At 67.2% G+C, this 24285-nt stretch carries 26 protein-coding genes; 21 read left to right on the top strand and 5 right to left on the bottom strand.

The features are described from left to right. The first annotated feature begins 219 nt into the window (after positions 1 to 219). Positions 220 to 1596 carry a pitrilysin family protein gene (locus tag FVA74_RS08840; RefSeq protein WP_147721685.1) on the top strand — a complete coding sequence of 459 codons (1377 nt, stop codon included), beginning with the start codon at positions 220 to 222 and terminating at the stop codon, positions 1594 to 1596. A 7-nt stretch (positions 1597 to 1603) separates the two neighbouring features. Then, positions 1604 to 2206, top strand: a complete 603-nt coding sequence (locus tag FVA74_RS08835; protein ID WP_147721683.1) for a histidine phosphatase family protein — start codon at positions 1604 to 1606, stop codon at positions 2204 to 2206. Here FVA74_RS08835 and FVA74_RS08830 read toward each other — a convergent pair. Further along, positions 2200 to 2703 carry a GNAT family N-acetyltransferase gene (locus FVA74_RS08830; protein WP_147721681.1) on the bottom strand — a complete coding sequence of 168 codons (504 nt, stop codon included), beginning with the start codon at positions 2701 to 2703 and terminating at the stop codon, positions 2200 to 2202. The two genes, FVA74_RS08835 and FVA74_RS08830, sit on opposite strands and share 7 nt — an antisense overlap. Before the next feature lie 55 nt (positions 2704 to 2758). On the opposite strand from FVA74_RS08830, the gene dapB reads away from it, so the two are divergent. From dapB to dapF, 17 genes are all read left to right on the top strand, one after another. After that, positions 2759 to 3511 carry a 4-hydroxy-tetrahydrodipicolinate reductase gene (gene dapB, locus FVA74_RS08825; RefSeq protein ID WP_147721679.1) on the top strand — a complete coding sequence of 251 codons (753 nt, stop codon included), beginning with the start codon at positions 2759 to 2761 and terminating at the stop codon, positions 3509 to 3511. Positions 3512 to 3515: 4 nt separating this feature from the next. Then, positions 3516 to 3965, top strand: coding sequence for a tetratricopeptide repeat protein (locus tag FVA74_RS08820; RefSeq protein ID WP_147721677.1), 450 nt, complete (start codon positions 3516 to 3518; stop codon positions 3963 to 3965). 10 nt (positions 3966 to 3975) lie between these two features. Further along, positions 3976 to 4785: a thymidylate synthase gene (locus FVA74_RS08815; RefSeq protein WP_147721675.1), complete on the top strand. Its 810-nt coding sequence runs from the start codon at positions 3976 to 3978 to the stop codon at positions 4783 to 4785. Continuing rightward, positions 4782 to 5300: a dihydrofolate reductase gene (locus FVA74_RS08810; RefSeq protein ID WP_147721672.1), complete on the top strand. Its 519-nt coding sequence runs from the start codon at positions 4782 to 4784 to the stop codon at positions 5298 to 5300. Before FVA74_RS08815 ends, FVA74_RS08810 begins: the two co-directional genes overlap by 4 nt. An 81-nt stretch (positions 5301 to 5381) precedes the next feature. After that, on the top strand, positions 5382 to 6359 hold the full coding sequence (gene dapA / locus FVA74_RS08805; RefSeq protein WP_147721670.1) for a 4-hydroxy-tetrahydrodipicolinate synthase: 978 nt from the start codon (positions 5382 to 5384) through the stop codon (positions 6357 to 6359). A 76-nt stretch (positions 6360 to 6435) separates the two neighbouring features. Continuing rightward, positions 6436 to 8112 (top strand): ribonuclease J, encoded by a 1677-nt coding sequence (locus FVA74_RS08800; RefSeq protein ID WP_147721668.1) that lies wholly within the window; start codon positions 6436 to 6438, stop codon positions 8110 to 8112. A 133-nt stretch (positions 8113 to 8245) separates the two neighbouring features. Further along, positions 8246 to 10981 carry a DNA translocase FtsK gene (locus FVA74_RS08795; protein ID WP_147721666.1) on the top strand — a complete coding sequence of 912 codons (2736 nt, stop codon included), beginning with the start codon at positions 8246 to 8248 and terminating at the stop codon, positions 10979 to 10981. Positions 10982 to 10986: 5 nt separating this feature from the next. Continuing rightward, positions 10987 to 11595 carry a CDP-diacylglycerol--glycerol-3-phosphate 3-phosphatidyltransferase gene (gene pgsA / locus FVA74_RS08790; protein WP_147721664.1) on the top strand — a complete coding sequence of 203 codons (609 nt, stop codon included), beginning with the start codon at positions 10987 to 10989 and terminating at the stop codon, positions 11593 to 11595. Continuing rightward, positions 11592 to 12071 carry a CinA family protein gene (locus FVA74_RS08785; RefSeq protein WP_147721662.1) on the top strand — a complete coding sequence of 160 codons (480 nt, stop codon included), beginning with the start codon at positions 11592 to 11594 and terminating at the stop codon, positions 12069 to 12071. The genes pgsA and FVA74_RS08785 overlap by 4 nt, the downstream gene beginning before the upstream one ends. Before the next feature lie 129 nt (positions 12072 to 12200). Then, entirely contained in the window at positions 12201 to 12548 is a 348-nt protein-coding gene (locus FVA74_RS08780; RefSeq protein WP_147721661.1) for a helix-turn-helix domain-containing protein, read from the top strand. Between the two features lie 31 nt (positions 12549 to 12579). Continuing rightward, positions 12580 to 12801, top strand: a complete 222-nt coding sequence (locus FVA74_RS13750; protein ID WP_168220096.1) for a DUF3046 domain-containing protein — start codon at positions 12580 to 12582, stop codon at positions 12799 to 12801. A gap of 306 nt (positions 12802 to 13107) precedes the next feature. Continuing rightward, positions 13108 to 14187 carry a recombinase RecA gene (gene recA, locus FVA74_RS08770; RefSeq protein WP_147721657.1) on the top strand — a complete coding sequence of 360 codons (1080 nt, stop codon included), beginning with the start codon at positions 13108 to 13110 and terminating at the stop codon, positions 14185 to 14187. A gap of 4 nt (positions 14188 to 14191) precedes the next feature. Next, positions 14192 to 14815, top strand: coding sequence for a regulatory protein RecX (locus tag FVA74_RS08765; protein WP_147721655.1), 624 nt, complete (start codon positions 14192 to 14194; stop codon positions 14813 to 14815). 31 nt (positions 14816 to 14846) lie between these two features. Then, complete coding sequence (locus FVA74_RS08760) at positions 14847 to 15278, top strand: hypothetical protein (protein WP_147721653.1); 432 nt, start codon at positions 14847 to 14849, stop codon at positions 15276 to 15278. A gap of 43 nt (positions 15279 to 15321) precedes the next feature. Then, positions 15322 to 16878 carry a tRNA (N6-isopentenyl adenosine(37)-C2)-methylthiotransferase MiaB gene (miaB, locus tag FVA74_RS08755; protein ID WP_147721651.1) on the top strand — a complete coding sequence of 519 codons (1557 nt, stop codon included), beginning with the start codon at positions 15322 to 15324 and terminating at the stop codon, positions 16876 to 16878. 5 nt (positions 16879 to 16883) lie between these two features. Next, positions 16884 to 17843: a tRNA (adenosine(37)-N6)-dimethylallyltransferase MiaA gene (gene miaA / locus FVA74_RS08750; RefSeq protein WP_147721650.1), complete on the top strand. Its 960-nt coding sequence runs from the start codon at positions 16884 to 16886 to the stop codon at positions 17841 to 17843. Then, a complete protein-coding gene (gene dapF / locus FVA74_RS08745) occupies positions 17836 to 18711 on the top strand; it encodes a diaminopimelate epimerase (RefSeq protein ID WP_147721649.1) in 876 nt (291 codons plus the stop codon). The genes miaA and dapF overlap by 8 nt, the downstream gene beginning before the upstream one ends. 5 nt (positions 18712 to 18716) lie before the next feature. Here the strand turns inward: dapF and FVA74_RS08740 are convergent, their stop codons facing one another. Next, positions 18717 to 19325: a class I SAM-dependent methyltransferase gene (locus FVA74_RS08740; RefSeq protein ID WP_147721648.1), complete on the bottom strand. Its 609-nt coding sequence runs from the start codon at positions 19323 to 19325 to the stop codon at positions 18717 to 18719. Positions 19326 to 19367: 42 nt separating this feature from the next. On the opposite strand from FVA74_RS08740, the gene hflX reads away from it, so the two are divergent. Continuing rightward, complete coding sequence (gene hflX / locus FVA74_RS08735) at positions 19368 to 20918, top strand: GTPase HflX (protein ID WP_147721647.1); 1551 nt, start codon at positions 19368 to 19370, stop codon at positions 20916 to 20918. A gap of 85 nt (positions 20919 to 21003) precedes the next feature. Here hflX and FVA74_RS08730 read toward each other — a convergent pair whose 3' ends face one another. The 3 genes from FVA74_RS08730 to lexA all read right to left on the bottom strand — a co-directional run bounded on the left by FVA74_RS08730 (position 21004) and on the right by lexA (position 23604). Continuing rightward, on the bottom strand, positions 21004 to 21867 hold the full coding sequence (locus FVA74_RS08730) for an ABC transporter permease subunit (protein ID WP_147721646.1): 864 nt from the start codon (positions 21865 to 21867) through the stop codon (positions 21004 to 21006). Beyond that, positions 21864 to 22787: an ABC transporter ATP-binding protein gene (locus FVA74_RS08725; protein ID WP_147721645.1), complete on the bottom strand. Its 924-nt coding sequence runs from the start codon at positions 22785 to 22787 to the stop codon at positions 21864 to 21866. Before FVA74_RS08725 ends, FVA74_RS08730 begins: the two co-directional genes overlap by 4 nt. 142 nt (positions 22788 to 22929) lie before the next feature. Further along, entirely contained in the window at positions 22930 to 23604 is a 675-nt protein-coding gene (lexA, locus tag FVA74_RS08720) for a transcriptional repressor LexA (protein ID WP_147723142.1), read from the bottom strand. A 283-nt stretch (positions 23605 to 23887) separates the two neighbouring features. Between lexA and FVA74_RS08715 the strand changes: the two genes are divergently transcribed. Beyond that, entirely contained in the window at positions 23888 to 24256 is a 369-nt protein-coding gene (locus tag FVA74_RS08715) for a LysM peptidoglycan-binding domain-containing protein (protein WP_147721644.1), read from the top strand. Positions 24257 to 24285 lie beyond the last annotated feature (29 nt).

The following is a 24285-nucleotide window of genomic DNA, read 5'->3' as shown; positions in this document are numbered from 1 at the left end:
CCCTCCACCTCGGGTTTGGTGAAGCCGGTCCCCGGGGGCGTGCCCCGTGTTCCTAGTGAGTTCAGGCTAGCAACAACAACGGGGACAGACAGCTCTGTATGTCGGCTTTCCGGGGTACATTTCCGGGTTTCCGGGGGGCATTTGCTCGCGTCTGGCCGATCACGAAGGCGGGGTCGGGGCGGCGGGGTCGTGCACGGTGAGTGCCGTAGGCTCAAAGTGATGAACGGCGCGATGCAGCTACCCCTCTCGGCGGGTGATCAGACCTTCGAGGCGGCAGGTGGCTGCCTCGTCAGGCGCAGCGTGCTGCCGTCCGGCCTGCGCATCCTCACGGAGCGGGTCCCGTCCGCCCGAAGCGCCACAGTGGGGTTCTGGGTCGCGGTCGGCTCGCGCGACGAGGAACCGCCCGCGCTCGGCTCGACGCATTTCCTGGAGCACCTCCTCTTCAAGGGGACCGGATCACGCAGCGCGCTCGACATCGCCGTCGCGTTCGACGAGGTCGGCGGCGAGCACAATGCCGCGACGGCCAAGGAATACACCTGCTACTACGCGAAGGTGCGCGACACCGACCTGCCGATGGCGATCGAGGTGCTTGCCGACATGATCACCTCGTCCCGGCTTGACCCCGTCGAGTTCGAGACCGAGCGCGGCGTCATCCTCGAAGAGCTCGCAATGGCCGATGACGACAACGGCGACTACGCCGGGGAGCGCTTCTACGAGGCCATCTTCGGCGAGCATCCGCTTGCCCGGCCCATCGGTGGTAACCCCGAGGCGATTGCCGCCGTCCTGCGTGATGCCGTGCACGCGCATTACCGCGCGCACTATGCGCCCCACGACCTCGTCGTGACGGTCGCGGGAGCGGTCGACCATGACGAGCTGGTGGCGGCAGTCGAGCGCCACCTGGTGTCGGGCGGGTGGGACCTGGGCGTCGAGCGCGCGCCGGCCTCCAGGCGCCCGCTTGCCGCGGGCGCATGGGTTCCGCAGGCGCGGAGTCTCGTCGTCGAGCGCCCGAGCGAACAGGTCAACCTCTACCTCGGTGTGCCGGGGCTGCCGGCAGGCGATGACCGCCGCAGCGTGCTCACGGTGCTCAACTCGGTGCTCGGCGGCAGCATGTCGTCTCGCCTGTTCCAGCAGGTGCGCGAGCGGCGGGGCCTTGCCTACGCCGTGCACTCCTTCGCCTCGAGTTATTCCGATGCAGGTGTGTTCGGCCTGTTCGCTGCCTGCTCTCCCGCCAAGGCCGGCACGGTCGCCGAGCTCATGCTGGAGGAGTTCCGCGGTGTCGCGAGCGGTGGCATCAGCCAGGGCGAACTCGACCGTGCCCTCGGCCAGCTTGCAGGAGCATCCGCTCTCGCCCTTGAGGACTCAGACACGCGGATGTCGCGGCTCGGCCGGGCAGAGATCACGCTCGGCGAGTTCCTCGACCTCGATGAGGCGCTGCGTCGCCTCTCCCTCGTCACGACGGATGCCGTGGCCGCGCTCGCCGAGGAGCTCTCGCGCGGACCCGTCGCCCTCGCGGCCGTGGGCCGGGTCGACGACGCCACCTTCGAGGGCATCCACACTCGAACCCAGCCGCAGTTCACCGCAATCGAAGGAGAGTGAGACGACGATGTCCCACTTCATCTACCTCGTCCGTCACGGCGAGCAACAGGACGCCGAGCACGGCCTTCCCGACGGGCCGCTCTCGGCGCGTGGCCGGCGTCAGGCGACGCTCATCGCCGACCGCTTGAGCGGGGTGCCGTTCACGAGCGTCTACCACTCCCCGCTGCAGCGGGCGGCCGACACGGCAAACACCATCACGGAGCGGCTCCCCGGCATCACCTCTGAGCCCTCGGCGCTTCTCTTCGACTGTGTGCCCTCGGGGCCGGGCGCGGACATGCCGACCGCCTTCGAGCCGTTCTTCGGCTCCGTGACGGAGGCCCAGATCGAGGCTGGCGAGGCGCAGATGGCTGACGCGATCAGCGAGTGGATGACCCCGTCGCTCGAAGACCGTCACACCCTCCTGATCACGCACAACTTCGTGATCGCGAATTTCGTGCGCGAGGTCTTCTCTGCCTCCTCGTGGCGATGGATGGGCATCAACCAGGCGAACTGCGGGCTCACGATCATCAGGGTCCGCACCGTCAAGGCGCCCGAGCTCATTACGCACAACGACCTGGGGCACCTCCCGCCGGAACTGCGCACGGGACTGCCCGTCGACCAGCCCTACTGAGCGGCGTCGCGCACGACCTTCCCGTACCAGTTGTTGGCGTTGGGGTTGTCGTTGTAGGGCTCGATTGTCTGGTAGCCGGCCTTGCTGTAGAGGCGAGCGGCTGACTCGAGGCTCGCGTTCGTGTCGAGCACCACCTCGTCGGCGCCGAGTTCGACGGCGCGCCGCTCAAGTTCGGCGAGGAGGGCTCCTCCCAGCCCGCTGCCGCGCGTGTGCGGCTGCACGTAGAGGTGCTTGACCTCGAAGCGGGCCGCGCCCGTTTCAGAGGGCGAGATGCGACGGATGCCACCGCATCCGACATCCGCAGCATCCCCTGCGAGGTCCTCACCCTCGACGATCAAGAAGACGCCTCGCGGCGGCACGAAGTCGTCGGGGGAGGGGAAGACCGTGCGGTACGCCTCAGGCCCGGCGGGGAATGACTCTGCGCGGGCGGAGAAGTACTCGGTCAGGAGGGCGAGGGCGTCGTCATCGGCGACGCCCGCTTCGCGGAAGACGGGCATGCCTCCAGCTTAGGAGCCGGGATCGGCGCCGGCCGGTCCTTGGTAGATTTGCCCCATGGCATCAAAGGTCGCCGTCGTCGGCGCGAACGGCAGGATGGGCTCACTCATCTCACGCATCGTCGAGCAGGAGCCCGGCTTCGAGCTGGTGGCGTCCATGAACTCGTCCTCATCGCTTGAGGAGATGCTTGCGGCCGACCTCGTCGTCGACGTCACGCGCCCGGATGTGAGTGCCGACGTCGTCGAGTTCGCGGTGCAGCACGGGCGAAAGGTGCTCGTCGGCACCTCGGGCTGGTCGGCAGAGCGCATCCAGGGCCTCAGCGGCGCGCTCGCGGCGACGCCCGGGTCGGGCGTCATCATCATCCCCAACTTCTCGCTGGGCTCCGTGCTGGCAACCAGGCTCGCGATGGTCGCATCCCGCTTCTACGACTCGATCGAGATCCTCGAGGCCCACCACGCTGGCAAGGTCGACTCTCCCTCTGGCACGGCCGTGCGCACCGCCGAACTCATGGCGAAGGCGCGCAGGTCGCGGGGGCCCGTCGAGGCGCCGCACATCGACCAGCTCGCGCGCGGCCAGCAGGTGGCGGGTATCCCCGTGCACAGCCTGCGCCTGCACGGGGTCGTTGCCCGCCAGGAGGTCATCTTCGGCGGCACGGGAGAGCTCCTGAGTGTCGTGCACGACACGATCTCGCCCGCCGCCTACGAGCAGGGCATCCGGCTCGCGCTCGCAGCGCTGCCCGATGCGGTCGGTGTGACCGTCGGGCTCGAGCACCTGCTCGACCTCGGTGCGCTCACGGCTGACGAGGCCTGATCCCGTGGTCAAGAAGCTCGGCGTCGTCGTCATGGCGGCCCTCCTCGTGCTCTACATCTGGGCGGTCGGTCGGCTCGCGGTCACCCTCATCCTCAGCGGCGATGCCATCGCGGCCGTGATGGGGGTGGCCCTCGCAGTGCTGCCACTGATCGCCGTGTGGGGGCTCGTGAGTGAGGTGCTCTTCGGGGTGCGCAGCGAACGTCTCCTGGCAAGCTTGGAGCAACAGGGCCGACTGCCCGAGCACTCGGTGCCGGTCCGCGCGAGCGGCCGCCCGATCCGCGAAGCAGCGGATGCCGCGTTCCCCACCTACAAGGCCGAGGTCGAGGCCACTCCCGAGTCATGGCAGTCCTGGTTGCGTCTCGGCCTGGCCTATGACGCGTGCGGCGACCGCCGACGTGCACGCCAGGCGGTGCGAAAGGCCATCGCCCTCGCTCGCAACGATCGCGAGAGGTAGCATCAAGCCGATGAGCGCGACGATCCCCACCCCCTACGAAGACCTCCTCCGCGATGTCCTTGACAACGGCATCCATAAATCCGATCGAACGGGAACGGGCACGCGCAGCGTGTTCGGCCGACAGATCCGTTTCGACCTGGCCGAGGGCTTTCCCCTCATTACGACCAAGCGGGTGCATTTCAAGTCGATCGCTCTCGAGCTGCTCTGGTTCCTTCGGGGCGAGAGCAACGTCGGGTGGCTGCAGGAGCGCGGCGTGACGATCTGGGACGAATGGGCGGATGCCGCGGGCGAACTCGGTCCCGTCTACGGCGTGCAGTGGCGCTCCTGGCCGACGCCGAGCGGTGAGCAGATCGACCAGGTCAGCGAGGTGATCGAGCAGATCCGCAGCAATCCCGATTCGCGACGCCTCATCGTGTCGGCCTGGAACCCTGCCGACGTTCCCTCGATGGCGCTCGCGCCCTGCCACGCGCTCTTCCAGTTCTATGTCGCCGACGGCAAGCTCTCGTGCCAGCTCTACCAGCGCAGCGCCGATATGTTCCTCGGCGTGCCATTCAATATCGCCAGCTACGCGCTGCTGACGCATATGGTCGCGGCGCAGACGGGCCTCGAACTCGGTGATTTCGTATGGACGGGCGGGGACTGCCATATCTATGACAACCACGTCGAGCAGGTGACCGAGCAGCTCACCCGTGAGCCGTATCCCTACCCGACGCTCCGCATTGCGGCGCAGCGGGAGAGCATCTTCGACTACGAATACGAGGACTTCACGGTGGAGAACTACCGTCACCACCCGGCAATTAAGGCGGTGGTCGCGGTATGACGAATCCGAGGATCGGGCTCATCTGGGCCGAGGCAGAGGGCGGCATTATCGGCCGCAACGGCATCATGCCGTGGAATGTCCCCGAAGACCTCGCGCGCTTCAAGCGCGTGACGCTTGGCGGACCGGTCATCATGGGCCGCAAGACCTGGGACTCCCTCCCGCCGCGGTTCCGCCCGCTGCCGGGCCGACGCAACATCGTCGTGACGCGCCAGAGCCGATGGGCCGAGCATGGAGCAGAGGCGGCCCCCTCGGTCGCGAACGCGCTCGTCATGGCCGCTGAGGACCTTGGTCCGGATGAGACGGCGTGGGTCATCGGCGGCGGCGAGATCTACGCGGCCGTGATCGACGAGGCCGAGCGGCTTGAGGTCACCGAGATCCGCGCCGGCTTCGAGGGCGACGCGAAGGCTCCCGTGATCGGGCCGGAGTGGACGGTTGTGCGCTCGGACCCTGAGGAGGGCTGGCACGAATCCCGTTCGGGGCTCTCGTACCGCTTCGTCAGTTACGAGCGCGCCTGAGGCACCGCTTTGGACCGGTGAAACTGCCCCGGGTGTCATCTCGATGACTCGGATGCCGCGTGTGAGCGGTAATCTCGGTGTGTGAGTTCTCTCGACAATCCCTTCGGCCAGGTACTGGTAGCCCTCGTCACGCCGTTCACGGCAGACGGTGAGGTCGCGTGGGATGACGTCGAGAAGCACATCGACGACGTCGTGAGCGGGGGAGCAGACGGCATCGTCGTCACTGGCACGACCGGTGAGACGAGCACGCTCACCGACCCCGAGAAGATCCGACTCGTCGAGGTTGCGAAGGCCGTCGCTGGCGATCGCGCCAAGATCATCACGGGTGGCGGGTCCAACGAGACCGCCCACGCGATCGAGCTCTACAAGGCGAGCGAGAAGGCGGGCGCCGACGGCGTCATGATCGTCACGCCGTACTACAACAAGCCGACGCAGGCGGGCATCCTCACGCACTTCCGCATGATCGCGGATGCGACCGACCTGCCGGTCATCCTCTACGACATCCCGGGCCGCACGGGCGTGCCCATCCGCTACGAGACGATCCTGCGCGCCGCGAAGCACCCCAACATCCTCGCCGTCAAGGATGCGAAGGGCGACTTCAGCGAGGTCAGCCGGGTGCTGAACCAGACCGACCTCCTGTACTTCTCGGGCGATGACGCCAACGTGCTGCCGCATCTCGCGATCGGCGCGAGCGGGCTCATCGGCGTGACGGCGAACATCGCCCCGACGCCGTACCGGGTCATCATCGACGCGGTCAACGCGGGCGACCTCAGCTCCGCGACGGCCGCGCACAAGTCGCTCGAGCCGCTCGTGCGTGCCGTCATGACGCACGTGCCGGGCACGGTCGCCGCCAAGTACATCCTGCACGGGCTCGGCCGCATCGGCTCTCCGCGCGTGCGGCTGCCGCTCGTGGGCCCGGAGGACTTCGAGGCCGCCGTGATCGAAGACGAGCTCGCGCTCGTCGGCGACATCCCGGGCCTCGACCTCAGTAACTTCCGTCCCGACCGCAATGCGGCGGCCGGCGGTGCCCTGCCCAAGGTGGCGGGCACGACTCGCTGACACAGCGACGCACAACTTGATACCGAGGGCTAGCGACCCTTCCATCGGCCTGCGGGCCGCGACACCACAGGACGCCATGAACTCACACATCTACGCACCCGCGAAGCTCAAGCCAGGCACGCTCCGTGTCATCCCGATCGGCGGTCTCGGCGAGATCGGCCGAAACATGACGGTCTTCGAGATCGACGGCAAGCTTCTGATCGTCGACTGCGGCGTGCTCTTCCCTGAGGAGCACCAGCCCGGCGTCGACCTCATCCTTCCCGACTTCACGCCCATCCGCGATCGCCTCGACGACGTGCTTGGCATCGTGCTCACGCACGGCCACGAAGACCACATCGGTGCCGTTCCTTACCTGTTGCGCCTGCGGCAGGACATCCCGCTCATCGGCTCGAACCTCACGCTCGCCCTCATCGAGGCGAAGCTCAAGGAGCACCGCATCACGCCGTACACCCTCACGGTCAAGGAGGGGCAGAAGGAGACCTTCGGGCCCTTCGACCTCGAGTTCATCGCCGTGAACCACTCGATTCCGGATGCCCTTGCCGTCCACATCACGACCGTCGCCGGCACCGTGCTCCACACGGGCGACTTCAAGATGGACCAGCTGCCCCTCGATGACCGCATCACCGACCTGCGGGCCTTCGCACGGCTCGGCGAGGCTGGGGTCGACCTCTTCTTGCCCGACTCCACCAATGCGGATGTCCCGGGCTTCACCGCGCCCGAACGGGGCATCGGTCCTGTGCTCGAGTCGGTCATCGCCAAGGCGCCGCGCCGGGTCATCGTGGCGAGCTTCTCGAGTCACGTGCACCGTGTTCAGCAGGTGCTGGATGCCGCCCACGCGAACGGGCGAAGGGTTGCCTTCATGGGCCGGTCAATGGTGCGCAACATGGGCATCGCGGCTGACCTCGGCTACCTCAAGGTGCCCGATGGCGTGCTGATCGACCAGAAGAAGGCCGACCAGTTGCCCGACGACAAGATCGTCTACATGAGCACGGGGTCGCAGGGCGAGCCGATGGCCGTGCTGGCCCGCATGGCGAACCTTGAACACAAGATTGAGATCGGCAAGGGCGACACGGTCATCCTCGCGTCGAGCCTCATCCCGGGCAACGAGAACGCGGTCTACCGCGTCATCAACGGCCTGACCAAGCTCGGGGCCAACGTCGTGCACAAGGGCAACGCCAAGGTGCACGTCTCTGGCCACGCGAGCGCGGGCGAGCTGCTCTACTGCTACAACATCCTGAAGCCGAAGAACGTGCTTCCCGTCCACGGTGAATACCGGCACCTGGTGGCCAACCAGCAGCTCGCGGTGCAGACGGGCATCCCGGAGGAGAACACGATCATCGCCGAGGACGGCACGGTCATCGACCTGCGCGACGGCGAGGCGACGGTGGTCGGCCAACTCGACCTCGGGTATGTCTACGTCGACGGCTCGACCGTTGGTGAGATCACAGATGCCGACCTCAAGGATCGACGGATCCTCGCCGAGGAGGGCTTCATCTCGATTTTCGCAGCGATCGACGCACAGACGGGTCGCGTCATCGTCGGGCCGGAGATCCAGTCCCGCGGCTTCGCGGAGGATGAGGCCGTGTTCGACGCCGTCAAGCCGCAGGTCGTGAGGGCCCTCGCGGAGGCCGCCGAGAACGGCACTCGCGATACACACGCCTTCAGCCAGGTCATCCGTCGTACGGTCGGGCGCTGGGTCAACACACAGCACCGTCGCCGGCCCATGATTGTCCCGGTCGTGATCGAGGCCTAGAGTCCGGCAGGTTGATAGGCCCGCCAGGGTCGTCGCGAAACCCGGCGGGTTGAGTGAAGCCCGCCAGGGCTGTATCGAAACCACGCCGCACCCCTAACCGGCCTTCGTCGGTGCCCGCAGGTACCGTGGTCGCATGGCTACGAGCACCAAGTCGACGTCGCGCGCGCGAAACGCTCCGGCGCGCAACGCGAAGGCTCCCGCGCGCACGGCGGCGACGAAGAAACTCCCCGCGCAGCCTCCTGCGCCGGAGCGAGGCGTCGTCACGAGTGCCTGGCTCGGTGCTGCCCATGTCGTGGGTGCCGCCGCTCGCCTCTTCGGGCGTGAGACGCTCGCCAAGGAGGAGCGCCGCGACGGGGTGCCGTTCTTCATCTTCCTGCTGGCGATTGCTGGCGCCGTGGTCGAGTGGTTCATGCCGAATGACCCGGTCGCAATGGCGCTCGACGCCTGGACCTTCGGCGGGCTCTTCGGGCGGGTCGCATACGCGCTTCCCGTCATCATGGTGCTTTTCGCGCTGTGGCTCTTCCGCCATCCGGCCTCCGTCAACGACAACGGCCGCATCGGCATCGGGCTTGCCGTGCTCCTCGTCAGTGTGAGCGGGCTCTGCCACATCTTCGGGGGCACACCGCAGCCGAGCGCGGGACCCGTCGCGCTCGCCTATGCGGGCGGCATTCTCGGCTGGATCGCGGGGCAGCCCTTCGTGCAGCTGGGGGTCGCGTGGCTCGGCGTCGTACTCATGGGCGTGCTGCTCATGCTGTCGATCTTCATCATCACCAAGACACCGCCGAATCGCATCGGTCGTCGACTGCGCGAGCTCTATGCCTACCTCTTCGGTGAGCAGTTGCCCGAGGGGGAAGGCCGAGCCAAGGATCAGGCCACAAGCGAGATCGCCGACTTCGGCGACCTCGGCATCGACCCGGAGGAAGCGGCGACGCTTCCATGGTGGCGCCGAAACAAAACGCAACGCGAGACCGATCCGGCCTTCGACAGCCCTGTCGTCGCCCGCGCCGACGAGACCGAGGTCGTCCCGAGCGATGCCCCGCCCATGACTGAGAATCCCTTCGGCGGCGTCGAGCTGCTCGAGGAACTCGCGAAGGCAGAGGATGCGGTGAAGCGCTTCACGGGGGAGGTACCGCCGGCCGCTGGCCAGGGCACGGGCATTCGTGACGACGGCGACTCGGCCGTCGACCTTCTTCCCGGCTTCACGGACTCGGCGTCGGAGAAGGGCCGCAAGGGCGAATTCGACGGCGATGCCGAGCGTCCGCAGGCGCCCTACCGGCTCCCCGCATCCTCGGCGCTCAAGCAGGGCACGCCGCCCAAGTCGCGGTCCCAGGTCAACGACGACGTGGTCGCGGCGATCACCGAGGTGCTCAAGCAGTTCTCGGTCGACGCGAAGGTCACGGGCTTCAGCCGCGGCCCGACAGTGACCCGCTACGAGATCGAGCTCGGTCCGGGCGTCAAGGTCGAGCGCGTCACCGCGCTCAGCAAGAACCTCTCCTACGCCGTCGCGAGCAACGAGGTGCGCATCCTCTCGCCCATCCCCGGCAAGAGTGCGATCGGCATTGAGATCCCGAACCTCGACCGCGAGATCGTCTCGCTCGGCGATGTGCTTCGCTCGAAGGCGAGCACCTCGAGCCGGCACCCCATGACGATCGGGGTCGGCAAGGACGTCGAGGGCGGCTTCGTCGTCGCCAATCTCGCGAAGATGCCCCACCTCCTCGTCGCCGGTTCGACCGGCTCGGGCAAGTCGAGCTTCGTGAACTCGATGATCACCTCGCTCCTCATGCGCGCCAAACCCTCCGAGGTCCGCATGGTGCTGATCGACCCCAAGCGCGTCGAGCTGGCGCCCTATGCCGGCATCCCGCACCTCATCACGCCCATCATCACGAACCCGAAGAAGGCCGCTGAGGCGCTCGCATGGGTCGTGAAGGAGATGGATATGCGGTACGACGACCTCGCGAGTTTCGGGTACCGGCACATCGACGACTTCAACGCCGCGGTCATCAACAACGAGATCGTGCTTCCGGAGGGCAGCCAGCGCAAGCTGAAGGCATACCCGTACCTCCTGGTCGTGGTCGATGAGCTGGCCGACCTCATGATGGTCGCGCCGCGCGACGTCGAGGACTCGATCGTGCGCATCACGCAGCTCGCCCGAGCATCCGGTATCCATCTCGTGCTGGCGACCCAGCGACCCAGCGTCGATGTCGTGACGGGCCTCATCAAGGCCAACGTGCCGAGCCGCCTCGCCTTTGCGGTCAGCAGCATGACCGACTCCCGTGTGATCCTCGATCAGCCCGGCGCCGACAAGCTCATCGGCCAGGGTGACGCCCTTTTCCTGCCCATGGGTGCTTCGAAGGCCATCCGCGTGCAGGGTGCCTGGGTCGGCGAAGACGAGGTCAACGCCGTCGTCAAGCACGTGACGCAGCAGGCCCGGCCCGAATACCGCCAGGATGTCGCCGAGGTCGCCGAGAAGAAGCAGATCGACAGCGACATCGGCGATGACCTCGAGGTGCTACTCGCCGCGGCGGAGCTCGTCGTGAGCACGCAGTTCGGCTCGACCTCGATGCTCCAGCGCAAGCTCCGTGTCGGCTTCGCTAAGGCGGGACGCCTCATGGACCTCCTGGAGTCTCGCGAGATCGTGGGCCCGTCGGAGGGTTCCAAGGCGCGCGATGTGTTGGTCACGCCCGAGCAGCTCCCTGGCGTGCTGGCGCGCCTGCGCGGGGAGGAGCCGCCGGCCCCATCGGCTGCGCCCGTCGCCTCCTCTGCCCAGGCCTCGCACGCCGACGACCCCGTCGCTGCCATGACGAGCGGCTACGATGAGGTCGAGGCGTCTGACAACGAGGATGCCTGGCAGCTGACCGACAGGGAGTAAGGCACGTGGGGGTCCCCGATTCACTGCGTGGCCGCGTCATTCGCGCGGGAGACACGCCGGCAAGCATCCTGAACGTGCCGAACATCATCACGATCGTACGCATCCTCCTGGCGCCCCTGTTCTTCTGGATGCTCCTTGCCGATGGGGGAGCGTATTCGCCCCTCCGCTGGGCCGCCGCTGCGGTCTTCATCGTCGGCATCGCGACCGACAGCATCGACGGGCACATCGCCCGCCGGCGCAATCTCGTGACCGACTTCGGCAAGCTCATGGACCCGATCGCAGACAAGCTACTGACGGGTGGTGCGCTGGTCTGCCTCGCCCTGCTCCACGAACTCGCGTGGTGGGTCGTTGCGGTGATCCTCGTCCGCGAGATCGGCATCACGCTCTACCGGGTTGCGATGCTGCGTGACCGGGTCATCCCGGCGTCGCGCGGAGGCAAGCTCAAGACAGTGCTGCAGTCGGTCGCGATCTCCTTCTTTCTGGTTCCGCTGTGGACGGTCGTGGGGGATTGGATCCACTGGGTCAACGGCGCGCTCATGACGGCTGCTGTCGCGGCGACCGTCCTCTCGGGCCTTGACTATCTCCTCAAGGCGCGCCAGGGGAGGTCGGCGTGACTGCTTCACGCGAACTCGTCGAACTGCTGATCGAGCGGCGGCTCACGATCGCCATTGCGGAGTCACTCACGGGAGGGCTTGTGGTGTCCGACCTGATCGCGACGCCCGGGGCATCCGCGACCGTGCTGGGCGGGGTGGTCGCCTACAACACCGAACTCAAGCGCAGCGTGCTGGGCGTCGACGCCTCGATCCTCAATGTGCACGGGGCCGTGCATCCGGATGTCGCGGGCCAGATGGCATCCCTCGTGCGGGATGTACTCGCGGTCGATGGCGTGCCCGCCGACATCGGCGTCTCGACGACGGGCGTCGCTGGGCCAGACTGGCAGGACGGCCGCCAGCCCGGCACTGTTTTCATTGGTGTCGCGATCGGCTCTGATCTCCGCGTCTCGTCGCACGAGTTTGAGGGGGACCGCGACGCGATCCGACGCCAGGCGGCGGATGCCGCAGTGCTCGCGGTGCTCGATCGACTTCGCTGATCGAGTCTGGGAATACCCATCGCTACGATCTGGTTACAGCAGGTACATTCACAAGCACCGCACAGACTGCGATGACTAGAGTTTCACCCACGCTAGGCTTCCAGTCACGTACATTTTGGGGAGGGTCCAATGGTTCTCGTTCGTCAGGAAATCGGGGACGTTCTGCGGGACTTCCGCCTGCAGAAGGGGCACACCCTCCGTCAGGTTGCGAGCCGCGCCAGTGTGGCGCTCGGCTATTTGAGCGAGGTGGAGCGTGGCCAGAAAGAGGCCAGCTCCGAGATCCTCGCCTCGGTCGCAGAAGCGCTCGACACTCCGATCTCCGTCATCATGCACGAGGTCGGTGATCGCATGGCGATCATCGAGGGCCTCAATGTCATTCCCGACACCGTTCCGGAAGACTTCGGCAGCGCCTTCAAGCGGGAGTTCCCGCGCAACGGCTTCGGGTCGTCCATCGAGCCAGGCATGGCGGTCCGCTGAGCCTCTTCGCCTTGCCGTTCTCGGAGGCGTCGTGCGTCTGAGTGAGTTCTGGATCGCCGTCACCGAGGAGTTCGGCGAAGCCTATGGCCGGATGCTCGTACACGACCTGGTCTTGACCGAGCTGGGCGGCGTCACCGGCGAGGTGGCGCTCCGCCAGGGCGCTTCTCCGCGCGACATCTGGGTTGCCCTCTGCAGGGCGTCTGACGTGCCGTCGGACCGGTGGCACGGCGTCGGTCGGCTGCGGGAGCCCTGACCCGGGCGCGACTCTGCTGTCATTCAAAGACGACACGCCGAACATTCACTCGAACATGTGTTCGGTCGAGAGTAGGCTCCTTCACAGCGGTGGATCGAAAGCAGTTCTCACACTTCCGGCTGCGCCCCGACGACTGTCGGTGGTGCCTCCTAGTGTCTGAGGTGCTGGCGATACGCCGACAACCAGCCTTGTCGTACGCGGTCGGACCCTGCACCATCGGTCCTCCTGCAAGGCGACAGAAGACAGGCACACCACCTCGTCACGGCCGAAGAGATTCCGGGCGTGCGCAACGACAGGAGCTTCACAATGGCATCAGCAGCCGATCGCGAGAAGGCACTCGACACCGCACTCGCGCAGATCGACCGGCAGTTCGGCAAGGGCTCGGTCATGCGCCTCGGCAGTGACGATCGTGCACCCGTCCAGGTCATCCCCACCGGTTCCATCGCCCTCGACGTCGCGCTGGGCGTCGGCGGCCTGCCCCGCGGGCGCATCGTCGAGATCTACGGCCCGGAGTCCTCGGGTAAGACGACGCTCACGCTTCACGCAATCGCCAATGCGCAGCGCGCTGGCGGCATCGCGGCCTTCATCGACGCGGAGCACGCGCTCGACCCCGAGTACGCAAAGTCCCTCGGCGTCGACATTGACTCGCTCCTCGTCTCCCAGCCAGACACGGGTGAGCAGGCACTCGAGATCGCCGACATGCTCGTGCGCTCGGGCTCGATCGACCTGATCGTCATCGACTCCGTCGCCGCACTCGTGCCGCGTGCTGAGATCGAGGGCGAGATGGGCGACTCCCACGTCGGCCTGCAGGCGCGACTCATGTCCCAGGCGCTCCGCAAGCTCACCGGTGGCCTCAACTCGACCGGCACCACCATGATCTTCATCAACCAGCTCCGCGAGAAGATCGGCGTGTTCTTCGGCAGCCCCGAGACCACTGCGGGTGGTAAGGCGCTCAAGTTCTACGCTTCGGTTCGCCTTGACATCCGCCGCATCGAGACCCTCAAGGAGGGCACCGACGCGGTCGGAAACCGCACTCGCGTGAAGGTCGTCAAGAACAAGATGGCACCGCCTTTCAAGCAGGCCGAGTTCGACATCCTCTACGGCGTCGGCATCTCCCGCGAGGGCAGCCTGCTCGACTTCGGTGTGGAGCACGGCATCGTCCGCAAGTCGGGTGCCTGGTACACCTACGACGGTGACCAGCTCGGGCAGGGCAAGGAGAACTCCCGCCGGTACCTCATCGAGCACCCCGAGGTCGCCAAGGAGATCGAAGACAAGATCCTCGTCAAGCTCGGCATCACGAAGGACCCGAATGCTGTCGCAGCGCCGGCAGACAACGTCGAGCCGATCGTGCCGAAGGTCGCTGGCCGCAAGGCCGTAGGGGCCTGACGTAGTGTCCTCCAGCAGCGGTGACGGGGGCGGGCATCTCGCCCCCGTCACCTACCTCCCGGGCGCACGCGCCGACGCAGAGTGGGCGGTGCCCGGGGTCGACGAGGCGCCGCGCGACGCGCCGCAGGTTCCTGAGCGCCAGGCGAAGCGCGCGTCCAATGTGAGTCTCGCGGGACTCGGCCGTCGCAACATGTCTCGCTGGGAGCTCGAAAACCTCCTGCGCTCGAGAGACCTTGACGATGAGGCGATCGAGTACGAGCTCGGCCGGCTCGAGGCGGTGGGCCTGGTCGATGATGCTGCCCTCGCAGAGACCCTCGTGCGCACGCAGCACGAGCGCAAAGGGCTCGGCAGGCAGGCGATCGTGGCGGAGCTCCGGCGCAGGCACATCGAGCAGGAGATCATCGACGCAGCGCTCGAGTCGCTGGGGCGAGATGACGAGCGTGAGCGTGCCATCGAGCTCGCCGAGAAGCGCGCCTCCCAGTTGCAGTCCTATGACCATGAGACCGCCAAGCGCCGCCTGACCGGCTTCCTCCAGCGCAAGGGCTACTCGTCCGAGGTCATCCGCGACGCTGTCGACCGGGCCCTCGGGTCGCCGCGCTCCCGCCCGGGAGGCGTGCGCTTCCGCTGAGGGCCACGCAGCCCGCGACTACCATGGGGCCATGCAACTGGGCCGAGCTATCCTGTGCGGCTTCGCGGTCGCTGCCCTCGCCGGGTGCTCGGCGATGCCTCCCGTCGTCGAGTCCGCAAGTCCGCAACCTCCCTCGCCCAGCGCGGTCTCTAAGGAGACATCGCTGGAGCAATCCCTCGTCGGCACCTCGTGGCAGGGGGTGGACAGTGCAGGCGACCGTACGTCTTTCACCCTTGAGCCCGATCACACGGTCATCGTCGCCTTCAACGATGGCGACTGGCATGACGAGCGCGACACCTGGCAACTCGACGGCGGAGTGCTCACGATCACTGTGCACGTGGACGCCGTCCACGGTGATCTCGTCTACCGGGCCGACTACGTAGCATCCGCCGACACGCTCGAGGCGACGGCCACCTCGACGCTGAGTGAGCGCACGCTCACGGTCACTCTCGAGCGCTCCTGAGCGCCCCACCCGTGCGGCCCAGCGGCGTTAGGCTAGCGTGATCATGACCACGCTCGCTCCGTCCCTCGCATCGCCCCAGGGCACATCGCCGCGCACCTACGAGGTGCGCACCTATGGGTGCCAGATGAACGTCCACGACTCAGAGCGGCTCAGTGGTTCCCTCGAAGCGGCGGGCTACGTGCGGGCTGACGGCACGGAAGCGGATGTCGTCGTCATCAACACCTGCGCTGTGCGGGAGAACGCCGACAACAAGCTGTACGGCAACCTTGGCCAGCTCGCCTCGATCAAGCGTCGCCACGAGGGGATGCAGATCGCCGTGGGTGGCTGCCTCGCGCAAAAGGACAAGAACGTCATCCTTGAGAAGGCCCCCTGGGTCGATGTCGTCTTCGGCACGCACAACATGGGGTCCCTCCCCACGCTCCTCGAGCGCGCGCGGCACAACGGCAAGGCCGAGATCGAGATCCTCGAGTCGCTCGAGGTGTTCCCCTCGACGCTCCCGACGCGGCGTGAATCGACCCACAGCGGCTGGGTCTCCATCTCCGTCGGCTGCAACAACACCTGCACCTTCTGCATCGTGCCGGCGCTGCGCGGTAAGGAGAAGGATCGCCGTCCCGGCGACATCCTCGCTGAGGTACAGGCGCTCGTGGACGACGGCGCGATCGAGGTCACGCTGCTCGGCCAGAACGTCAACTCCTACGGCGTCGAGTTCGGCGACCGGCAGGCCTTCAGTAAGCTCCTTCGTGCGACGGGGGAGATCGACGGGCTCGAGCGCGTGCGCTTCACGAGTCCGCATCCTGCCGCATTCACTGACGACGTGATCCACGCCATGGCGGAGACGCCCAACGTCATGCCACAGCTCCACATGCCCCTCCAATCGGGCTCCGACCGCGTCCTCAAGGCGATGCGTCGCAGCTACCGCTCGGAGCGCTTCCTCGGCATCCTCGACCGCGTGCGTGATCGCATCCCGCACGCCGCGATCTCGACCGACATCATCGTGGGCTTCCCGGGGGAGACAGAGGAGGACTTCCAGGAGACGCTTCGCGTGGTCCAGCAGGCGCGCTTCGCCTCTGCATTCACCTTCCAGTATTCAATCCGGCCTGGCACGCCCGCGGCCACTATGCCCGACCAGGTGCCCAAGGCTGTCGTGCAGGAGCGCTACGAGCGGCTTGTCGAGCTGCAGGACCGCATCTCCTGGGAGGAGAACCAGAAGCTCGTCGGCACCACGGTCAACGTCATGGTCTCGGCCGAGGGCACGAAGGACGCGCAGACGCACCGGCTCTCCGGTCGCGCCGAGGACAGCCGTCTCGTGCACTTCGCGCTGCCCCAGGACTCGCCGACGCCGCGCCCCGGTGACATCGTGACGGTCGTCGTGAGCGACGCCAAGCCCTTCTACCTCATTGCGGATGCCGCGGCGGGAACAGCCCCGAGCATCCGACGCACCCGTTCCGGCGATGCGTGGGACCGTGCCGAGGCGGCTTCGTGCGGCGTGCCCGCGTCGGCGGCCTCGGGCACGAGCACGCCGGGGCGGGTCTCGCTTGGCCTGCCGTCGCTCCGCGTGGCGACCGTGCCGATCTACGACTCGGCTGACGGAGAGCGCTGAGCACTGTGGCCGAGCAGCCGCCCCTGATCGCGATCGTCGGTGCGACCGGCACAGGCAAGAGCGAACTCTCGCTGGAGGTGGCCGAACGGATCGCGGATGCCGGGGGTTCGGCCGAGATCGTCAACGGCGACGCCATGCAGCTCTACCGCGGCATGGACATCGGCACGGCGAAGATTCCCCTAGGGGAGCGTCGAGGTGTCCCGCATCACATGTTCGACGTGCTCGACGTCGACGAGGAGGCGAGTGTCGCCGCCTTCCAGGAGCAGGCACGCGCGGCCGTGACGGAGATCGCGGAGCGAGGCGCGACGCCGATTCTCGTGGGAGGCTCGGGACTCTACATCTCCTCGGTGCTCTTCGACTTCCGGTTTCCTGGCACGGATGCCAGCGTGCGCGAGCGCCTCGAGGTCGAGCTTGAGGCGGCCGGCCCCGGTGCGCTGTTCCGACGGCTGCAGGAGCGCGACCCCGACGCGGCAAAGTCGATCGGGCCGCACAATGGTCGACGCATCGTGAGGGCCCTCGAGGTGATCGAGATCACGGGGGAGCCTTTCGGCGCGGGCCTCCCGGAGGACGCTCCCTGGTGGCCCGACACGCGCATCCTGGGCCTCACGGCGCCGCGCGACGTGCTCGTGCAGCGACTCGATGCCCGTGTGGAAGGCATGTGGCGCTCCGGCATGCTCGATGAGGTCGAGTCGCTCATGGCCGCGGGAATCGAGCGCGGCGTCACGGCACAGCGCGCAATCGGCTACGCGCAGGCGATCGCCCAACTGCGGGGCGAGCTTTCCCGTGAGGCCGCGATCGAGCAGACTCAGGCGCTCACCCGACGCTACGCACGGCGGCAGGTGGGCTGGTTCCGCCGCTATCGTTCGGCGCTGTGGCTCGAGCACGACAACCCGGAGAGGGCCGATGCCGCGGCTGTCCGCGCACTGGCCGGCACAACCGCGCACGTATCCTTGGACAATGCCTGAGATCCATTTCACCAAGGGGCACGGCACGGGCAATGACTTCGTGCTGTTCGCCGACCCAGACGGCACGATCGAGCTGAGCCCCGAACAGCTCGCCGCGATCGCCGACCGACGCTTCGGCGTGGGTGGCGACGGCGTGATCCGGGCGGTCCGCTCGTCCAAGCTTCCGGAGGGGGCGGCTGCCCTCGCTGAGGATGACGCTGCCGAGTGGTTCATGGACTACCACAATGCGGATGGTTCACCGTCGGAGATGTGTGGCAACGGCATCCGTGTCTTCGCGGAGTACCTCACGGCAAACGGTCTCGTCGAGCTTGGACGCAATGACACGCTGACGGTTGGCACGCGGGCTGGAGTGCGCGACCTCCAGCGCAACCAGCGCGGCTTCCAGGTCGACCTCGGCCGCTGGCGCCTCGACGGTTCCGATCCCCTCGTCCGCACGGCAGGCGTGCCCGTCGCGCGTCCCGGCCTCGGCATCAATGTCGGCAACCCGCATGTCGTCGTGGCGTTGTCATCGAAGGACGAGCTGGATGCCGCAGATCTTTCTGTCCCGCCCGTCCTGGAACCCGAGGCGCCGGATGGGGCGAACGTCGAGTTCGTCGTACCGCACGACCCGCTCGTCGTGGATGGCATAGGGCACATCACGATGCGGGTGCACGAGCGTGGGAGCGGCGAGACCCTCTCCTGCGGCACGGGTGCCGCGGCGGCTGCGCTTGCAACGCGTCACTGGGCGGGCGCCGGCGCTCCAGACCACTGGCGCGTTGACGTGCCGGGTGGGTCACTCGGCGTGCGGATGTGGGCGGCTGAGGACGGCGAGCACGTCTCGCTGAGTGGTCCAGCGGTGCTGGTCTTCGAGGGAGACCTCAGCGTCTGACGCCGTCAGCGTCGGCGAACGCGGAGTACGCGGAAGCCCTTGTTTGTGGCCGCCCTGGTGACGGCGAATCCCGTGGGCAGTGCGCCTTCCATCCAGCGCTGCAGAGAGTCGGAACCGAGATTCTTCTGCACGACGAGCCAGGCGTCGGCTGCCGCCTCGAGCCGCGGCAGCCAGTGCAGCAGCATGTCGTGGAGCACGTTCTTGCCCACCCTGATGGGCGGGTTCGAGCGGATGCCCATGAAGGTCACGTCGTCGGGAACATCCTGGGGCAGCACTGCGTTCACATTCGACAGGCCGAGGGTCTCGGCATTTCGGCGCACGAGGTCGAGCGCACGCTCGTTCACGTCGACTGCCCAGACGGTTGCGTGAGGTGATTCGAGCGCCATCGTGAGGGCGATCGGGCCCCAACCGCTGCCAAGATCCAGCAGGTGTCCTCCCGGCGGCGGAGGGGGAGTATTGGCAAGAAGCACCTGGGTCCCAACGTCGATGCGATCGGGACTAAACACTCCACCTGCGGTCGTGAGTGTGCGGGGCAACCCCGCGAGGTTCACAGTCAGCGGGCGTAGTTTGAGCTCACTCTCCGGTTCTGCGGAGAAGTAGTGCTCGTTGGCCATGGAGAGAAACCTATCGAATAGCGAGGAGCTAGGGTTAACCCAATGACTGAAGCTGAATCTGAAGAGCGTCGTGACGAGGACGTCATCGAGCGCGTGTTGGCCAGCGCGGCGACCCGACCTGTAGGCTCCACGATCTTCACGAGTGAACGCGCCCAGGCGCTCCAGTCTGATCCGGGCGCTGCGCCGACCGGCGAGACGGATGGCGAGCAGTTCGACCGCGAGGAGCGCGAGGCGCTTCGCCGGGTCTCTGGCCTCTCGACCGAGCTCGAAGACGTCACCGAGGTCGAGTATCGGCAGCTGCGCCTCGAGAAGGTCGTCCTGATCGGGATCTACTCGCAGGGCACGCTCAAGGAGGCGGAGAACTCCATGCGGGAGCTCTTCGCGCTTGCAGAGACGGCCGGTGCTGTCGTGCTTGACGGACTGCTGCAGAAGCGGGCGACGCCCGACCCGAGCACCTACTTCGGCAAGGGCAAGGCGCATGAACTGCGGGATGTCGTCGCCTCGGTCGGCGCTGACACCGTGATCGTCGATGGTGAGCTGGCCCCAAGCCAGCGGAGGGCCCTGGAAGACGTCATCCGGGTCAAGGTCATCGACCGCACGGCCGTCATCCTCGACATCTTCAGCCAGCACGCCAAGAGCCGGGAGGGCAAGGCCCAGGTCGAGCTCGCGCAACTCGAGTACCTGCTCCCGCGTCTTCGCGGGTGGGGCGAGTCGATGTCCCGCCAGGCCGGTGGTCAGGTGGGTGGCGCTGGGGCGGGTATGGGAAGCCGTGGGCCGGGTGAGACGAAGATCGAGCTCGACCGTCGCCGCATCCATTCCCGCATGGCGAAACTTCGGCGTCAGATCAAGGAGTTCAAGCCTGCACGTGAGGCGAAGCGCGCGAACCGTAATCGCTTCGCGGTGCCGAGTGTGGCGATCGCGGGCTACACCAACGCGGGCAAGTCGAGCCTGCTCAACCGCATCACGCGGGCCGGCGTGCTCGTCGAGAACGCCCTGTTCGCGACACTGGATGCGACGGTGCGCAAGGCCGTGACGGCCGATGGTCGCAACTACACGCTGACCGACACGGTCGGCTTCGTCCGCAACCTACCCCACCAGCTCGTCGAGGCGTTCCGTTCGACGCTCGAGGAGGTCGCCGAGGCCGATGTCATCGTGCACGTAGTCGACGCGTCGCATCCGGATCCGGCGAGCCAACTCGCGACCGTGCGTGACGTCATCGGCGAGGTGGGTGCGCGCGACATCCCAGAGATCGTTGCGTTCAACAAGGCCGACCTGGCGGATGATGACCAGCGGCTGCTCCTTCGCGGTCTCGAGCCCGACGGCATCTTCGTGTCCGCACGCACGGGTGAGGGCGTGGAGGAGCTGCTCGCGCGCATCCAGGACGTGCTGCCCGACCTCGCCGAAGAGATCGAGGTCGTCGTGCCCTTTGACCGGGGAGACCTCGTCGCGCTCGCCCATGACCGGGGGCGCGTCCTCGCCTCGACGTATGACGAGCACGGCACAAAGCTCCACGCCATGGTTGACGGGCAACTTGCGTCCCAGCTGCGCGCGGTCGATGTGGCGGCCCTGGGCGAGCCGACGCCGAGCTCCTAGCCGGCTGTAGCATCCCTGTGCTGCCGAGAACGGGCGAGGCCCCAGCCGGCAAACCGACCGGGGCCCCGCACGTGCTCATGCGCGATCAGGCGTCGCGCCCCTTGAGGGCGAGCGCTCCGAGCAGCAGGCTGGCGGCGGTCCACGCGAGCGCGACCAGCGTAGCCATGCCCGGCTCGAGTGCCGTCATCATGCCGTTCGGCGTTGGGGTGCCCTCGCCGCCTGGAATCGTCAGCATGGCGTTGCCCGCGGTATCGAGCATGTAAGGGATGACATCTGAGATCCAGTCGATCCAGATGGAGAAGATGCCGAGCGCCATCGGCAGCACCATGAGCACGCCGACGACGATCGCGATCCCGCCCGCGCCCGAGCGGACGAGGGTGCCGACGCCGAGACCGAAAAGTCCGACGAAGCCGAGGAATGTCGCGGCGCCCAGCATGGCCACCAGTTCCTCGGCCCCAAGGGGCGCGAGCATGTCGTCTGCGCTCAGGAATGGCATCGCTACAAGGTAGGCGGCGAGCACGCTGACCGCACCGAGCAGGAACATCCAGACAAAGGTCACGACGCCCTTGGCCGCATACATGCCGAGACGGCGCGGTGCCGCGGCGAGGCTCGACTTGATCATCCCCGTCGAGTACTCGCCTGAGATGCTCAGCACGCCCTGGATGCCCGCCACGAGCATCCCGAACATGATGCCGCTCGTGACGGCCGACATCGTCGCGCTCTGGCGAAGTTCGTCGGTGGCGGGGAGGTCCTCACCGGTCATGGGGTCGATCGCCTGGAAGTTGGCGGCGGATGAGAGCAGCAGCGCGAGGAGCAGCCACAGCACGAGGATGATGCCGGAGCTCCAGTAGGTCGAGCGCAGGCTCGTGAACTTGATCCACTCGGAGCGCACGAGACCGCCGAAGCTGAGTCGCGCGCCGCGCGTGATGGAGGCGGATGTCGCGGTCATCGGGCACCTCCCACGGGCACGGCGCCGCCGGCGCGGTACTCGACTTCGTCCTGGGTGAGGGCCATGTAGGCCTCTTCGAGTGAGCTTGCGACGGGCGTGAGCTCGTGGAGTACGACACCGTGGACCGCCGCGGCCTCGCCGACCTCTTCCGCCGTGACGCCGTTCAGGCTGATCGCACCGTCGGAGAGCGGAGTCTGCTGCGCCTGGGGGAGTGCCTCGGCCAGGAGTTCGGGGCGCGGTGTGCGCACGCGCACGGTCGAGCCGCCGGCGCCCGCGATGATGTCGGAGACGGGCGCGTCGGCGAGGATGCGACCGCGACCGAGAACGATGATGTGGTCAGCGGTCTGTGCCATCTCGCTCATGAGATGGGAGGAGAGCAGCACAGTGCGTCCCTCGGCGGCAAGGTGCCGCACGAGCTTGCGCACCCACTGCACGCCCTCTGGGTCGAGGCCGTTGACGGGCTCGTCGAGGATGAGCGTCGCTGGGTCGCCGAGGAGCGCGGCTGCGATGCCGAGCCGCTGCCCCATCCCGAGGGAGAAGCCGCCGACACGCTTGCGCGCGACGCTGGCGAGGCCGGTCAGCTCGATGACCTCCTGCACGCGGGCCTTGCCGATGCCGTGCGTCGCCCCCATCGCAAGGAGGTGCTTGTAGGCGCTGCGACCGGTGTGCACGGCCTTGGCGTCGAGCAGCACGCCGACCTCGCGCATGGGAGCCCGGTGTTCGCGGTACGCCTTGCCATTGACGGTGACGCTCCCCGCGCTCGGCTTGTCGAGCCCCACGATCATGCGCATGGTCGTTGACTTGCCGGCACCGTTCGGGCCGAGAAAACCCGTCACCGTGCCGGGCCGCACGGTGAAGTTGACATTGTCTACCGCCGTTCGGCTTCCATAGCGCTTCGTGAGCGTTGCCGCCTCGATCAAGGTTCCCCTCTCCGTCGTCGTATGGAGACAGTCGTCCCCGCGACAATCACGCTAGGGCACCGTGCCTCGCCGGGGCATCCGTCGCGCGGATGGTCTTCACAACCCCCGCTACGGCTCGGGGTACCGTCTCAAGGGGGAGGTGCTAGACCGCCCGGAGGACAGCGACGACCTTGCCGAGGACCTCGGCGTAGTCCCCGAGGATAGGGGCGAAGGCGCTGTTTCGGGGGAGGAGCCAGGTGTGACCGTCGCGCTGCTGGAAGACCTTGACGGTGGCTTCGTCATCGAGCATTGCCGCGACGATGTCGCCGTTCTCCGCAGTCTTCTGCTGGCGCACGACGATCCAGTCGCCGTCGCAGATGGCGGCGTCGATCATCGAGTCGCCGACGACCTTGAGCATGAAGAGTTCGCCCTTGCCGACGAGCTGCCGCGGCACGGGGAACACCTCGTCGATCTGCTCCTCGGCCGTGATCGGAACTCCGGCCGCGATGCGTCCCACGAGGGGGACCATCGCCGCGTCGCCGCGCGGCACTGAAGAGATCGCCTCCTCGGGGCTCTCGCTGCGCTCGTTCTGCGGCAGGTCGATCAGCACCTCGATAGCGCGTGGCCTGTTGGGGTCCCGTCGGAGATAGCCGCTCAGCTCGAGCTGCCCCAACTGGTGTGTGACGCTCGAGAGGGATGCGAGGCCGACCGCGTCGCCGATCTCGCGCATGCTCGGCGGGTACCCCTTGGTCGACACCGCGCGCTGGATGAACTCGAGGATGGCGAGTTGCTTCTCGCTGAGGCTCTTGCGCCTGCGGGGTGAGGGCTTCTCGTCCATGGTCTCCTCGTCGCGCGACTCAATGTCGGTGGGTGCTGGTGTGCTGTCTCTCAACAATCGAAACTGTATCCGCCTGGATGCCCAGATACAAACATCTGTTCGAGTGTGTCGCGGCACGCTTCGCGGAATCTTCTTGATTCTCGGTGCTTGCACTGCGACGCATTCGAAGATATGTTCGGTACAAAGTTCCGCACCCGGCCCTCCCGGCCGAGTGTCGGGTGCGGAACCTTCTCCCGAGGCCACAGCGGCCACCTGGGCAGCACGACGGCGAAAGGAGTCAGCAATGAGCACCACCGCATCACCCACCCGCGAGTACCCGAGGCTGCGCCCGGTCGAGTCGATCGCCGCCCGCCCTCGCCTTCGCCTCACCCGGCGTGGCCGAATCGTCTTCACGACACTTGCTGCAACCCCTCTCGTCATCGCTGCACTCCTGCTTGGCCTCAACGGCGGCATGGCGACTGCGAGCGGCACGGCGGGCGCTCCGCTCGAAGCCGTGACCGTCTCATCCGGCCAGTCGCTCTGGTCGATCGCGAGCGAGGTTGCGCCCGACGCTGACCCGCGCGACGTGATCGCGTCCTTCGTGCAGGTGAACCAGCTCGACTCGCTCGACGTCGTGCCCGGTCAGGAACTCCTCGTTCCCTCTCGCTACTGAGCACGCTCGGTTCGCCCGCTCCTAGAATG

The sequence above is a fragment of the Salinibacterium sp. dk2585 genome, from assembly GCF_008001035.1.
GTDB lineage: Bacteria > Actinomycetota > Actinomycetes > Actinomycetales > Microbacteriaceae > Homoserinimonas.
The sequence above is the reverse complement of the archived record's forward strand: the minus strand, read 5'-3'. Positions and strand labels throughout refer to the sequence as shown.

Excerpts from the sequence above, each read along its gene's own strand:
- FVA74_RS08840 (WP_147721685.1), top strand. The coding sequence starts at position 220 with ATGAACGGCGCGATGCAGCTACCCCTCTCGGCGGGTGATCAGACCTTC.
- FVA74_RS08835 (WP_147721683.1), top strand. The coding sequence starts at position 1,604 with ATGTCCCACTTCATCTACCTCGTCCGTCACGGCGAGCAACAGGACGCC.
- FVA74_RS08830 (WP_147721681.1), bottom strand. The coding sequence starts at position 2,703 with ATGCCCGTCTTCCGCGAAGCGGGCGTCGCCGATGACGACGCCCTCGCC.
- dapB (WP_147721679.1), top strand. The coding sequence starts at position 2,759 with ATGGCATCAAAGGTCGCCGTCGTCGGCGCGAACGGCAGGATGGGCTCA.
- FVA74_RS08815 (WP_147721675.1), top strand. The coding sequence starts at position 3,976 with ATGAGCGCGACGATCCCCACCCCCTACGAAGACCTCCTCCGCGATGTC.
- FVA74_RS08810 (WP_147721672.1), top strand. The coding sequence starts at position 4,782 with ATGACGAATCCGAGGATCGGGCTCATCTGGGCCGAGGCAGAGGGCGGC.
- FVA74_RS08800 (WP_147721668.1), top strand. The coding sequence starts at position 6,436 with ATGAACTCACACATCTACGCACCCGCGAAGCTCAAGCCAGGCACGCTC.
- FVA74_RS08795 (WP_147721666.1), top strand. The coding sequence starts at position 8,246 with ATGGCTACGAGCACCAAGTCGACGTCGCGCGCGCGAAACGCTCCGGCG.
- FVA74_RS08780 (WP_147721661.1), top strand. The coding sequence starts at position 12,201 with ATGGTTCTCGTTCGTCAGGAAATCGGGGACGTTCTGCGGGACTTCCGC.
- recA (WP_147721657.1), top strand. The coding sequence starts at position 13,108 with ATGGCATCAGCAGCCGATCGCGAGAAGGCACTCGACACCGCACTCGCG.
- FVA74_RS08760 (WP_147721653.1), top strand. The coding sequence starts at position 14,847 with ATGCAACTGGGCCGAGCTATCCTGTGCGGCTTCGCGGTCGCTGCCCTC.
- miaB (WP_147721651.1), top strand. The coding sequence starts at position 15,322 with ATGACCACGCTCGCTCCGTCCCTCGCATCGCCCCAGGGCACATCGCCG.
- dapF (WP_147721649.1), top strand. The coding sequence starts at position 17,836 with ATGCCTGAGATCCATTTCACCAAGGGGCACGGCACGGGCAATGACTTC.
- FVA74_RS08740 (WP_147721648.1), bottom strand. The coding sequence starts at position 19,325 with ATGGCCAACGAGCACTACTTCTCCGCAGAACCGGAGAGTGAGCTCAAA.
- hflX (WP_147721647.1), top strand. The coding sequence starts at position 19,368 with ATGACTGAAGCTGAATCTGAAGAGCGTCGTGACGAGGACGTCATCGAG.
- FVA74_RS08730 (WP_147721646.1), bottom strand. The coding sequence starts at position 21,867 with ATGACCGCGACATCCGCCTCCATCACGCGCGGCGCGCGACTCAGCTTC.
- lexA (WP_147723142.1), bottom strand. The coding sequence starts at position 23,604 with ATGGACGAGAAGCCCTCACCCCGCAGGCGCAAGAGCCTCAGCGAGAAG.
- FVA74_RS08715 (WP_147721644.1), top strand. The coding sequence starts at position 23,888 with ATGAGCACCACCGCATCACCCACCCGCGAGTACCCGAGGCTGCGCCCG.